The sequence below is a fragment of the Gilliamella sp. B3022 genome (assembly GCF_028751545.1).
In the GTDB taxonomy this organism is placed as follows: domain Bacteria; phylum Pseudomonadota; class Gammaproteobacteria; order Enterobacterales; family Orbaceae; genus Gilliamella.
Window position 1 is genome coordinate 1,379,689 of record NZ_CP071867.1, and the last position, 13,443, is coordinate 1,393,131.

General features: G+C 33.8%; 13 protein-coding genes. 3 read left to right on the plus strand and 10 right to left on the minus strand.

Annotation, left to right across the window (positions count from 1 at the left end):
- Positions 1 to 57: 57 nt before the first annotated feature.
- The 4 genes from J4T76_RS06240 to orn all read right to left on the minus strand — a co-directional run bounded on the left by J4T76_RS06240 (position 58) and on the right by orn (position 4,396).
- A complete protein-coding gene (locus J4T76_RS06240; protein ID WP_267341246.1) occupies positions 58 to 1,389 on the minus strand; it encodes a CoA-disulfide reductase in 1,332 nt (443 codons plus the stop codon).
- A gap of 198 nt (positions 1,390 to 1,587) precedes the next feature.
- On the minus strand, positions 1,588 to 2,547 hold the full coding sequence (gene hemH, locus J4T76_RS06245) for a ferrochelatase (RefSeq protein ID WP_267341248.1): 960 nt from the start codon (positions 2,545 to 2,547) through the stop codon (positions 1,588 to 1,590).
- An 8-nt stretch (positions 2,548 to 2,555) separates the two neighbouring features.
- The gene (gene waaA / locus J4T76_RS06250) at positions 2,556 to 3,827 is read right to left on the minus strand and encodes a lipid IV(A) 3-deoxy-D-manno-octulosonic acid transferase (RefSeq protein WP_267341250.1); all 1,272 of its coding nucleotides are present in this window, start codon (positions 3,825 to 3,827) and stop codon (positions 2,556 to 2,558) included.
- Between the two features lie 5 nt (positions 3,828 to 3,832).
- Positions 3,833 to 4,396 (minus strand): oligoribonuclease, encoded by a 564-nt coding sequence (gene orn / locus J4T76_RS06255; RefSeq protein ID WP_267354970.1) that lies wholly within the window; start codon positions 4,394 to 4,396, stop codon positions 3,833 to 3,835.
- Between the two features lie 79 nt (positions 4,397 to 4,475).
- Here orn and rsgA point away from each other — a divergent pair, with 79 nt between their 5' ends.
- Positions 4,476 to 5,504: a small ribosomal subunit biogenesis GTPase RsgA gene (rsgA, locus tag J4T76_RS06260; protein WP_267346010.1), complete on the plus strand. Its 1,029-nt coding sequence runs from the start codon at positions 4,476 to 4,478 to the stop codon at positions 5,502 to 5,504.
- A gap of 124 nt (positions 5,505 to 5,628) precedes the next feature.
- Here rsgA and J4T76_RS06265 read toward each other — a convergent pair whose 3' ends face one another.
- Together J4T76_RS06265 and dauA are read right to left on the minus strand one after the other, a co-directional pair.
- A complete protein-coding gene (locus J4T76_RS06265; protein ID WP_267341254.1) occupies positions 5,629 to 6,171 on the minus strand; it encodes an HdeD family acid-resistance protein in 543 nt (180 codons plus the stop codon).
- A gap of 191 nt (positions 6,172 to 6,362) precedes the next feature.
- Positions 6,363 to 8,036, minus strand: a complete 1,674-nt coding sequence (gene dauA / locus J4T76_RS06270; protein ID WP_267341255.1) for a C4-dicarboxylic acid transporter DauA — start codon at positions 8,034 to 8,036, stop codon at positions 6,363 to 6,365.
- Positions 8,037 to 8,265: 229 nt separating this feature from the next.
- On the opposite strand from dauA, the gene J4T76_RS06275 reads away from it, so the two are divergent.
- Entirely contained in the window at positions 8,266 to 9,627 is a 1,362-nt protein-coding gene (locus J4T76_RS06275; RefSeq protein WP_267341257.1) for a histidine-type phosphatase, read from the plus strand.
- Between the two features lie 62 nt (positions 9,628 to 9,689).
- Here the strand turns inward: J4T76_RS06275 and dtd are convergent, their stop codons facing one another.
- The 4 genes from dtd to rpsT all read right to left on the minus strand — a co-directional run bounded on the left by dtd (position 9,690) and on the right by rpsT (position 11,973).
- Positions 9,690 to 10,124 (minus strand): D-aminoacyl-tRNA deacylase, encoded by a 435-nt coding sequence (gene dtd, locus J4T76_RS06280; RefSeq protein WP_267341259.1) that lies wholly within the window; start codon positions 10,122 to 10,124, stop codon positions 9,690 to 9,692.
- 7 nt (positions 10,125 to 10,131) lie between these two features.
- Entirely contained in the window at positions 10,132 to 10,971 is an 840-nt protein-coding gene (locus tag J4T76_RS06285) for a virulence factor BrkB family protein (RefSeq protein ID WP_267346012.1), read from the minus strand.
- Positions 10,972 to 10,981: 10 nt separating this feature from the next.
- Positions 10,982 to 11,599, minus strand: coding sequence for an SPOR domain-containing protein (locus J4T76_RS06290; RefSeq protein WP_267346013.1), 618 nt, complete (start codon positions 11,597 to 11,599; stop codon positions 10,982 to 10,984).
- Between the two features lie 110 nt (positions 11,600 to 11,709).
- Entirely contained in the window at positions 11,710 to 11,973 is a 264-nt protein-coding gene (gene rpsT / locus J4T76_RS06295) for a 30S ribosomal protein S20 (protein WP_025316521.1), read from the minus strand.
- Between the two features lie 228 nt (positions 11,974 to 12,201).
- Between rpsT and pgk the strand changes: the two genes are divergently transcribed.
- Positions 12,202 to 13,365, plus strand: coding sequence for a phosphoglycerate kinase (gene pgk / locus J4T76_RS06300; RefSeq protein ID WP_267354968.1), 1,164 nt, complete (start codon positions 12,202 to 12,204; stop codon positions 13,363 to 13,365).
- Positions 13,366 to 13,443: the final 78 nt, after the last annotated feature.

The following is a 13,443-nucleotide window of genomic DNA, read 5'->3' on the forward strand; positions in this document are numbered from 1 at the left end:
TAATAATCTTAGTTAATTTTGATGAACTGATTTTTGTATCAAGTAAGATAATTTGTATTATTTAGCTATTGAACCTGCAATATTTAAAATGTCCCAGGGTCTTGAAAATGGAGGCGCATACAGAAAGTCCATCATTGCTAATTCATCAATTTTCATCTCTGCCCATATGGCAGTAGCTAACGTATTCACTCGTAAAACAGCACCACTACCACCCACGATTTGACCGCCTAAAATGATACGGCTATCAGCGTGATAAATGATTTTGGCCGTTATCTCAGTTTGTCCGGCAACATAATTACTGTGATTTTTATCCCTAACTACAACGGTTTTATATGCAATACCCGCTTTTTGGACTTCTTTTTCAGTTAAGCCAGTTCGTCCAGCTTCAATATCAAACGCCTTAAATGCTGATGTACCGATGGTTCCAGGAAATTCACTCTGTCCTCCTCCTAAATTCTCGCCCACTACTTTCCCCAGTTTATTTGCACCTGTAGCAAGAGGAATGTAAACTAAAGCTTTGCTGACTTTATGATGTAATGCTGCACAGTCACCCGCTGCATAAATATCAGAAAGGTTGGTTTGTCCATAGCTATCAGTAATGATAGCGCCATTTGCTAACGTATTAAGACCAATATTTTGATAAATTTCACTGTTTGGTTTCACACCAGTTGCAATAATAACAATATCAGCAAGATACGTATTTTTATTGGTAATTACGTGTGTGACGTGCTCTTCTCCAATAAAGCCCTGTACTTGTTCTTGTAGATGCAAATCACAATGTTGTTTGATGTTCTTTGCAATAATGTCGGTAATTTGTTCATCGAATGCATCGATCAGGACTCTATCATCTAACTGAATTAGTTTAACTTGCTTATTCAAAGCTACACATGATTCGGCAATTTCAAGCCCTATAAAGCCTGCACCTACTACAATAACATGTTTTACTTTAGGATCGGATAATGTTTGTTTAATTGCTAAACCATCATCAAGATCTCGTAAAGTAAAAATATTTTTCAATTGATGATTTGTAAAATTTGGAATAATAGGACTTGCACCAACAGCAATTAATAATTTGTCATAATTATCATCAAAGCACTCATTTGTATTGATATTTTTAATTGTTAATTTTTTTTGTATGTTATCAATAGCGACGACTTGGTGAAATGTTTTTATTTCAATGCCATCTTGTTGGAATTGTTGTGGTGTACGGGATATCATTTCATTAGCATCAGTGAAATGCTCACCAATAAAATAGGGTAAACCACAAGCCCCAAACGATACGATGTCAGTTTTTTCATAAATACGAATGGTAGCATTGGGGTTCATTCTTTTGGCTTTAGCTGCAGCACTCGCTCCAGCAGCTTGAGCGCCAATGATGATTATTTTCATCTAATTTTCTCCTTAGGGCTCAGATTCTCAATATTGACAATCCTATCATAGGTTATAAAATGTATACGCTGTAGATAGTGACTCAATATTAATCAGTTGCACAATTGAAAACAAAGTATTAAAGGTTTAAAGCAATAATTAATTTCTTTTTAGCCCCATTTTTTATTTTTGTCAAAAAGTTTTAGATTAACTATACGTTTAAGTATAGTTTATAAGATCTTTAATTAATTTAATTTGTAAATTAGAATCATTTAATGCTGGAATATAATGAAATTTTTCACCACCAGCATGTAAAAATAGTTCTCGATTTTCTTCATTAATTTCGTAAATAGTTTCAATACAATCTACAGAAAATCCAGGACAAATAACATGTACATATTTAACGCCGTTATGCGCTAGTTTTTCCAGCGAATCGCTGGTATTTGGTGTAACCCATTTTCCTTTGCCAAATTTAGATTGATAAGCCATTTCAATGGGAAGATTAATGCCATGAGCTTTACATTTTTCAATTAACAATAATGTGGTTATTTGGCAACGCTCTATGTAATCATCTTTGCGTTTGTGGATATAACGTTCGGGAATTCCATGATAAGACAGTACTAATACATCAGGCTTCCCTTGCTCTTCAAACGCTTGTTTAATCTGTAAATATAGAGCATTAATATAACTGGGATGATCAGCATAATCACGGATGTAATGAATATTATTGGGTATTGATTGAGAGGATTCAATTGTTTTTATTTTATCCAGTACAGATAATGTTGTCGTAGTCGAATATTGAGGAAATAATGGTAATACTGTTATTTTGTTACATGATTGTAATTTATTTAATGCAAATTGAAGATTCGGCTCGCCATAGGTCATGGCTAATTGGCAATGAATATTAGATAAAGCCTGTTGTAACTTCTCGCACAGTTGTTGACTGTAATGCATCAATGGTGATAAATCATTTATCCAAATTTTTTTATAATGATTAATAATATAAGGCACCCGTTTAGGTAATACTCGATATTTTAAAATTGGATACCAAAAGAAAGCAGGCAAATCCACTACGTGCCTATCAAGTAAAAATTCAATTAAGTATTGTTTTATTGCATCAGGCGTGGCTGTGTTAGGTGTCCCAATATTAACCAGTAATAACCCTTGTGTTTTATTCATAAGTAACCTTATTTTGAACAAAGATAACCGTTTATAATACTAACAAGCCTATCTAGTGCACCTTGATTTTTCTTTAATACTTGATAGGCATTTTCACCAATTTGTTGGCTTTCTGTTTTATTATTCAATAGATTGTTTACAACTAAGTATAAAGATTCAGCTGTGCTGTCACAAATAATCATTCCTTTTGCAGCAATTAATTGCTCGCAAATAAGTTTAAAATTGAAAAAATATTTACCACTAATAACTGGAATATGATGCAAGGCTGGTTCTAAAGGGTTATGTCCTCCATGATCGACCAAGCTACCGCCAACAAAAGCAATATCTGCCATGCTATAAAGTTCTAATAGTTCACCCATGGTGTCACCCAAAACCACTTGAGTTTGAACTGTTGGTATTTGGTTTAAACTACGAGTTATATAGTTAAATTGACTATTTTTAATTAGTTTTTCAATTATTTTAAAACGTTCAGGATGGCGGGGTACTAAGATTAATAATAAATCTGGATTATACAGCAATAATTGTTTAAATGCCTTTAGGATGATCTCATCTTCGCCATCATGAGTACTAGCTGCAATAAAAACGGGACGATTTAATTGCCATTTTTGTTTTAATTCAGCAATTTTTTGTTGTTGCTCAGTCGTTAAATTAATGTCAAACTTGATACTGCCAGTTACGGTTAGATGATCACTGGGTAGGCCTAGTGATAGAAAGCGTTCACCATCTTGCTTATTTTGTACCGCAACCATGCTAATTTTAGCTAATAAATGTTTAATGCTTGTGCCTAGTTTACTGTAACGGTTAGCTGAGCGTTCGGATAAGCGAGCATTAGCAATAATTAAAGGGATAGCGTACTTATGGCATTGGCTAATAAAATTAGGCCAAATTTCGGTTTCCATAATAATAACTAACTTAGGTTGGATTCTTTGCAAAAAACGCCTAATAGCGCACGGCAAATCATATGGTAAATACACATGGCTTACACTGTCTTTTAGTAATGATTTAACTCGCTCAGATCCCGTTGGTGTCATTGTTGTGACGGTAATGGGTAAATCAGGATATTGTTGTTGTAAAGCTTTAATAAGCGGAACGGCTGCAATGGTTTCACCGACAGATACTGCATGAACTAAAATGCCATTTTCCTTCACTTTATTTTTGCAAAAACCATACCTCTCAAGCAAACGTTTACGATATGCTGGTGTTTTGTAACTACGCCAAAGTAATCTTATCCATACCAATGGCTGAATAAGATAGAGTAAAATGGTATAAATCCGTTGCATATCCATCAGTCCTTAAGGTTAAAAAAATGTTGGCGATAATAAATAAGCTCTGCAATAGAATCACGAATATCATCAAGTGCTTGATGAGTACTTCGTTTTGTGAATCCTTTTAAAATTTCAGGTTTCCATCGTTTCGCTAATTCTTTTATGGTACTAACATCTAAATAGCGATAATGAAAATAACTCTCTAAATTAGGCATATAATTAAATAGAAAACGGCGGTCTTGCCCAATAGTGTTTCCGCAAATTGGTGAGCTATTTATAGGTACCCACTGTTTTAAAAATTGGATGGTTAGTTGTTCGGCTTGTTGTTCATTAACGTTACTTTGGCGTACTCGTTCAATTAAACCTGACTTGCCGTGGGTATTTTTGTTCCAATCATCCATTAAGGCTAATCGTTCGTCGGATTGATGAACGGCAATAACGGGACCTTCAGCTAAAATGTTTAAATTAGAATCAGTTACGATAGTTGCAATTTCAATAATACGATCGGTTTCTGGGTTTAGACCAGTCATTTCAAGATCGATCCAAATGAGATTGCTACTGTTAATTTGTAATTGTGTGGTCATAATTTGTTATAGAAATTTTCTTTTTGATGCCGAGTAGTGTAGCATAACTGTCAAACTGTTTTAGCAAAAATTAGTGACTGTGGCAAAAAATCAACTATCCAAAAATCAAAAAAGACGTGTTGAGGCTAAACACCGACAACGATTAGAAACCAAACAAGATGAAAGTCTGTTAAATTTTTCATCACCACGTGATGGTGTGGTGATAAGTCGTTTTGGGAAGACAGCTGATGTTGAAGATAACTCACGACACATTTATCGCTGTAGTATTCGGCGTACTTTACCATCATTAGTGACAGGTGATAAAGTCGTGTGGCGTGAAAGTTTGGAGCCTAATACCAATGGTATTATTGAGGCGGTTCATGTAAGGCATTCTGAGTTAGTTCGCCCTGATTTTTATGATGGAGTTAAACCTGTTGCTGCTAACGTCGATCAAATAATAATTATTTCAGCTGTTTTACCTGAATTATCACTTAATATTATTGATCGTTATTTGGTGGCTTGCGAAGCAACCGATATTGAGCCAATCATTGTTTTAAATAAAACCGATTTACTGAGTGATCAACAACGAGCAAAAGTTGAAGAACAATTAACTATTTACAAAAATATTGGTTATCAAGTTTTATATGTTTCTTGTCACAATCACCATGGTATTGCTGCGTTACAAGCTCTTTTACAGAATAAAATATCCATTTTAGTTGGGCAATCAGGTGTGGGAAAATCAAGTATTATTAATTTATTATTACCGCATCAATCACAATCAGCTATTACTGGAGATATTTCCGAATTATCCGGATTGGGGCAGCACACTACTACTTCAACTCGACTTTATCATCTACCAAACGGAGGTGATATTATTGATTCGCCAGGTATTCGTGAGTTTGGTTTATGGCATCTGGAGCCAGAACAGGTAATTAGTGGCTTTAGAGAGTTCGATGACTATTTAGGGGGATGTCAGTTTCGAGATTGTAATCATCTCGATACACCAGGTTGCTTATTACAACAAGCTGTGAAAGATAGCAAAATTGCACCATCAAGGTTAGATAATTATCATCGAATTTTACAAACCATGAAAGAAGTAAAAGCTAGAACAAATAAAAGTTATAAATAAAAGTTTTTAAATTTTAATATTGTTAATTTTAATTATTTAATTGATGCGATTTCGTTATTACAATAGATAAGGGTAGCTTAAATTGGATCAATAGCAATTTAAGCAACCCGTTAGTATTAAACTATCAGTTTTTTATTGCAAAACCAATAGCTACATATGCAAAACCTTGGAATATAAGGTCTATACCTAAAAACATTCCTAATACCCAAAGACTATCATATGGCCAGCCAGTAATAATCATCAAACCTAAAATTAGGGTAATAATACCAGAAGTGAGTACCCATCCCCAACGTGGTAAATTTCGATTACTAAAAGAAGCAAAAATTTGCGTAAAGCCACTCATAATCAGCAAGATGGAGATCACTAAAGTTAAAGCTGATGAAACCGCAATCGGTCGAAAAAAAGATATTAAGCCAACAATAATGTATAAAATACCTATTATTGTCCATAATGCCGTTTGACCAAAACCTTTGAGGTTAAATGAATTTATTGTTTGTGCAATTCCTGCTATTAAAATTAATGCACCAATAAAATAGACAGAAAAAACAGTTGCAATTAATTGATAACCTAAGGCTAAACACCCTAATACAATTAAAATAATGCCTACTACAATTAACCAATTGGATTTTTGTTTTATATATTGAACGTTATTTTCATCACATATCATATTATTTTCCTACTTTTATATTTAAGTTTACATTTAAATAAAACATCTTTCTGATCGTAGAATTGCTAATCATAGTTAGCAATAGAAAAGAAAGATCGCGGAGGTAATGATTACTGCTGATCTGTAGTATTTTTAGATGTACCACAGATCTTACTACTTACTTATTAAATAACATAAAAACTACGATGAAACTACTCTTTATCCTTCAATGCTTCATCTAATGTTGAGAAGAACATTAGTTTATTGGGGATAGGTACAATTTTTGCGCGAGCTAATGTTTTTAATGGCTGAAATTGCAACTCACATATTGATAAATCAACGTGTTCTGGCAATTCATCAATAAAATGTATTAAGGCATTAAGTCCGCCAGCGTCAAGAATTGGTACGGCATCCCATTGTAATATAATATGCTCATAACCGTTAATTTTTTTATAAAGCTCAGCAAAAGTTTTTTCTGCAGCAGCAAAAAACAGTGGTCCATTAACACGTAAAATTAAAGTTTTATTATCACTCCGATTTAGTTCAACTAAACGAGTCATTCTAGCAATACGACGCATAAATAATATGGAAGCCAGTACTATTCCAAGTGTAATTGCAATAACCATATCAAACAATACGGTCAGTGTCATACAGATAAACATAATTAAAATATCATCTTTAGGTGCACATTTGATGATATATATTACCCGCTGCACAGCACTCATATTCCATGCTACTATTAATAACAGAGCAGCCATTGCTGATAGTGGAATATAAGATAAAAGTGGTGCAAAGCAAATAAGAGCAAGTAATACTACCAATGAATGTAAGACTGCTGCGATAGGTGATGTAGCACCAGCCTTAACATTCGCAGCTGAACGTGCGATAGCAGCAGTAGCCGAAATACCACCAAAAAATGGAGCAATAATATTGCCTAAACCTTGACCTATCAGTTCGCTGTTTGAGTGATGTTTAGTGTGGGTCATTTCATCTAATACTACAGCGCAAAGCAGTGATTCAATGGCACATAACATTGCCATAGTAAGTGAAATCGGAAGTAAAGCTGAAAGTGTCGTCCAATCCCAATTAAATTCAGCATTTTCCCATGGTAAAACAAATTCAGGTAGTACTGAAGGAATACCACGACCGGTAGTATTATCAGCAAGTGTGTAGGTGAATCTTGAGCCTATGGTTTCAATTTGAAAGCCGAATTGATTTAAAATAAACATGATAATAATACCTGCAACCAAAGCTGGTAGATGACCGGATATTTTTACTCGAAATTTTGGCCATACAATTAAAATAATCAGTGTTACCATTCCGACAATTGTATCTGCAATATTAATGGATGGTAAAGTCTTAGCTAATTCAATAACTTTACTTATATAACTTTCAGGCATATGTTCAAGAGTTAAACCAAAGAAATCTTTAATTTGCATGGTGGCGATGGTAATAGCAATGCCTGAGGTAAAACCTAATACGACAGGTAATGGAATATATTCAATTAATCGTCCTAATCGAATCATGCCCATTAATATTAGAAAAACACCTGATAATAATGTTGCAATTAACAATCCGGATATACCATATTGTAATGATACTGGATATAAAATAACTACAAATGCGGCTGTAGGTCCGGATACACTAAAACGTGATCCTCCCGTTAGAGCAATAACAAGACCAGCTATAATTGCGGTATAAAGCCCATGTTGTGGCGGAACTCCACTGGCAATTGCAAGAGCCATTGCTAGTGGTATAGCAATAATACCAACGGTTATCCCTGCAATTAAGTCTTTAAAAAAACGAGTTGTATTATAAGGGGTACTTATACATGCTGAAATAAATGCACAGCTAATTTTGGTGCCAGAAAGGCCATATAATTTCATTATTTTTAATTAATAAAATGGAAGTTATTTTGAGTGCCTAATAAGATAATCTTTTTTACAAAAAATAAAAGAGTGTTATAAAAATAATCATCTTTTATCGTAAAATTTTACTATTAATCAAGTTTAGTGGGTCTGCTGTGTTAATATATGAAACGGATATTGTTATTTAAGGCATTTATTGACCGTTTTTTATCTTAATCTTGATTAGTATCTAAATGGAGATACAAATATGATTATACTGGGTTCTCGTAAGCTATTAACAGTTTTTTTATTTACCTTTACTTCATTAAGTTTTGCTCAACCCTATGTGATCGCTGGTTCCAAAACAGCTTATCCATACGATCCTAAACAAATTCTTACTTCTGCTCCCACAGGCTATCAAGCTTTTTATATTGATCATATTGGACGCCATGGTTCTCGCTATATCAGTAAGTCAAAGCATGAGGATCTTGCTTATCACATTTTATCATTGGCTGATAGTCAGCACCAATTGACCAATTCAGGAAAAGATCTACTAAGTCAACTCATTATCATTAAGCAATTAAATCAGAACCACTATGGTCAGCTCACTAATCTGGGTCGCACAGACATTAGTTTGATCAGTAGACGGATGTTGGAAAATAATCCATCGGTATTTAAAGGACAAAAAATTGAAGTTATTTCAACTAGCTCTCCTAGAGCAAAAGAGACAGCAGAAATTTTTATTAAATCTTTTAAAGTTAAATATCCCAATATTCATGTTGTTCAACAACCAGATAATGAACAAACATTATTACGCTTTTTTGAGTATTCTCCCGCTTATAGTGAATATAAAAAAAGTCAGACCGTTAAAAATGCTGTGAAATCGATTGAGTATGCTTCTCGAACCGAACAGATGAGTAAACAAGTTGCCAAAGGCATTTTTAAGAAATCTTTTTTAAATAAATTAAAAAAAGGGTTAGAGGTATCTGAGGATGCATCAGTAAAAACATCAGATTTTGTTATTGCAATATACCAATTGTATCAAGAATTACAGGCTTTTTCGCCACAAGTTTTAACGGATAATCATCTTGAATTAGACCGTTATTTTTCATCAGAACAAAAGGAATGGTATAACACGGTTGTTACTGCAAAAAATTATTTGCAGATAGGCCCTGCCTTTAATAATACAGGTATTCAAATTAAAATTGCTGCACCATTATTATGGGATATGATTCATTCTGCCGATAAGGCAATAAAAGATAATAATGTGGATGCTAATTTGCGCTTTGCACATGCTGAAACGATTTCGCCATTAGCCACTTTACTTGAAATTGAAGGTTCTGCTAATGTTACTAAAACACTATTTGATTATCCTACTGTATGGAAAGCAGATAAAATTATTCCTATGGGAGCAAACATTCAATGGCTTTTTTATAAAAGCAAGCAAACCCATCAACCTATTTTGATTAAAGTATTGCTAAATGAACGAGAAGTACATTTACCTGTAAAATCAGATATCTATCCTTATTACCTATGGAGTGATGTAAAACAATTTTATGTTAACAAACTGAATAAATTAGGTTTGGTTGAAAATCATTCAGAAATAGAAATGTTAAAAAACCTTCAATAAATAAACAACTATAAATATTATGTTTCTACATGGGGACATAATATTTAATATTACGATTCTGGTTAGACCTCTAACCAGAATGTCACTGGTCCATCGTTTATCAAAGAAACTTGCATATCAGCTGCAAATTGTCCTGTTTGTGTATTAATTTGCTTTTTACACTGTTCAATAAAAAATTGGTATAGTTTATTGGCTTCCTCGGGTTTTGCACCTTTAGTAAAACTAGGGCGCATTCCCTTATGCGTATCGGCTGCAAGTGTAAATTGAGAAACAACTAAAAGATCACCATTAGTTTGAGTAACATTTAAATTCATTTTACCTTCACTATCACTAAAGATTCGATACCCTAGTACTTTTTCACATAAACGTATTGCTTTTTGCTCGTTATCTTCTTTTTCTATACCTAATAATACTAGTAATCCATGATTAATCTGTCCAATAATTTGATTATTAACAGTAACACTAGCTTGTTTAACGCGTTGAATTAAGGCGATCATAAAATAATTACTCTGGTAATGATTGATTTTCAACTATGTGCTTTTTGCGATTAAAGTCAGTTAAAGTTGCTGCAAATTCGGCACCAAACAAAACAATGCACCAAGAAAAATAGATCCAAACCAACATAATGGGAATTGATGATACAACCCCATAAATAAGTTGATAAGTTGGGAATGAAGTTATATATAGAGCAAATGCTCGTTTTCCTAGTTCAAATAAAATCGCTGCAACAATGGCTCCGACCATGGACTCTTTGAAAGGCACAGATTCAGTTGGAATAATACTATAAAGCAGCCAAAAACCAGCCACAGATATAAAAAAAGGTAGGGTACTGAGTAGAAAGTTACCCGGTGCAGCAGTAGAAAGCCATTTTAATGAAAATATATATGAACTTATTGCAACACTTGAACCTGCTAAAATAGGACCTAAAGTTAATATCGTCCAATACATCGTTAGATTGTACATGAATGATCGCTTTTTTTTGGTTTTCCATATGTGATTTAGCGCGGTATTAATTGAATTGATTAATAAAAGCGATGTAACTATTAGACCAATTATACCCATAAAGGTCATTTTTTTGGTATTGCCAATAAATTGTTCTAAGTAATTTTCGATAGTGTCACTAGCGGTAGGAACCAGATTGTTATAAATTATTTTTTTTAATGAAAAACTGACCTCATCAAACATAGGGAAAGCAGAGAGTAGAGAAAATATAACAGTAATAAGTGGCACTAAAGCAAGGATTGTTGTATAAGCTAATCCAGCAGAAGACGTGGTTAAACGGTCTTGATTGATACGCAACCATAACATTTTAGTGAATAACTGTATATTTTTGAATGATTTCATATTTTTCTTTTTAGTTAGAAATAATACAATCATTAATCCCATTATTTTTTAATGAGTTTAATGCCTTATTTGCCTCATTTTTATTTGTATATTGCCCCGCTGTGACTCGATATAATTGACCTGAAGATACATTACCACTGATGCCAATCATCGCGATTCTCGCTTTAAGGGTTTCAGCATTAGCTTTATCTTTGAATGCTCCACATTTCAATATCCATTTATTTGAAGTACTAAAATCTTGCGTAGTTGTAGATGTGGGAATTTCTTGTTTGGTTACATTATTATTTTTAGTCGGCGCCACTGGACGTGAGTTATTAACAAAACTATCTAAAATTTGTTGTCGTTCACTCGCGATTGATCTTGAACCATAACTAGCATTGGGAGTTTCTAACTCTTTAAGATAAGTCCAACGTTCTTGTGGCCGTTCAGGTAATGTTATTGCCGGAGGTTGTGTTTTTACTTTTGGGGGTTTGACAGATTGAGTTGGTTTGTTATTCACAATATAATAGAGAATAGTAGAAAATAGAATAATGATAATAATGGCCAAAAATATCATTAAATTAGGCTTATTTCGTGAGTTATTTTTTTTTGATCGGCTCTTTTTTCTTACATAATCACGCTGAACCACAATATACTCTCTTATTAATATCGAATAACGGATTAGTATACAAATAAAAAAAGTGGCTTACACCACTTTTTATTATTCTTTCTAACTGCAATAGTTAACAGATAATGGCATTAAGCCAATGCTTTAATCTGCTTAATTAAATTCGCTTTATGGCGTGCAGCTTTATTTTTGTGGATTAAGCCACGAGCCGCTTGACGATCAACAACTGCTTGCATGTCTTTGAATGCCACTTCAGCTGTTTGTTTATCACCAGCTGCAACAGCTGCGTAAACTTTTTTAATATAAGTACGCATCATTGAACGGTTACTAGCATTATGTTTACGGCGTTTTTCGGATTGAACCGCACGTTTCTTAGCTGATTTGATATTAGCCAAAGTCAACTCCCAAGTTTAGATAAAAATTACATATTAATAAGGCGGCAAAATATGCCTGATTTTCTGCCTATTGTCAATGCTGTTGTATAAAAATTTTTACTAAGATAACAAATTTTTTATTTCCGACAGATGTTCAGTATATGAGCAATAATGGTTGTAACCTAAAAGAAAATTTTATGTTAGAATAGTCACAATTTTATTATATTGATATTTATAAGAGGAAGTCACATGTCTATTATTAGAATGCAAGATCTTGATCTAAATGGAAAACGTTTATTTATTCGTTCAGATCTTAATGTGCCAGTTAAAAATGGTAAAGTAACCTCTGATGCGCGAATTAAGGCATCACTACCGACTATTGAAGAAGCGATCAAGAAAGGTGCTAAAGTAATGGTTACTTCTCATATTGGTCGTCCAACGGAAGGCGAGTATAACCCAGAATTTTCATTACAACCAGTTGTTGATTATTTAAAAGAACATGTATCTTTTCCTGTTCGTTTAGTAAAAGATTACCTTGATGGCGTGGATGTTAAAGAGGGCGAATTAGTTGTTCTTGAAAATGTTCGTTTTAATGTCGGTGAAGGTAAAGATGATGAAACTTTATCTAAAAAATACGCTGCACTTTGCGACATTTATGTAATGGATGCGTTTGGCACAGCTCATCGTGCGCAAGCTTCGACTCATGGTGCTGGTAAATTTGCACCTATTGCTTGTGCAGGTCCATTATTAGCTGCTGAGTTAGATGCCTTAGGTAAAGCGCTTGATAACCCTGCAAGACCAATGGTTGCCATTGTTGCCGGTTCAAAAGTATCAACTAAATTAACTGTTCTTGATTCACTTTCAAAAATTGCCGACCAAATTATTGTTGGCGGTGGTATTGCTAATACTTTCATTGCAGCGGAAGGTTATAATGTTGGTAAATCACTTTACGAAGCCGATTTAATTCCTGAAGCTAAAAAATTAATGGCTAACTGTGAAATTCCTGTGCCTACTGATGTACGAGTTGCCACTGAATTTAGTGAAACAGCTACCGCAACTGAAAAATCAGTGAAAGACGTTAAAGAAAATGAACAAATTCTTGATTTGGGAGATAAATCAGCAGAAGTATTAGCAAATATTATCAAGAATGCAAAAACAATCCTATGGAATGGCCCGGTAGGCGTATTTGAATTCCCTAATTTCCGTCGTGGTACTGAAATTGTTGCCAAGGCAATTGCTGATAGCCAAGGTTTTTCAATTGCCGGTGGAGGTGATACATTAGCGGCAATTGATTTATTCGGTATTGAAGATAAAATCTCTTATATTTCAACCGGCGGTGGTGCTTTCCTAGAATTCGTTGAAGGTAAAAAACTTCCAGCCGTTGCAATGTTAGAAGAAAGAGCAAAAGCATAATATTATAGTTTAAAAGTAAGGATGAGCTAATTACTCATCCTTACTACTTTTTATATTAATAAATTTATAGGTAATAAA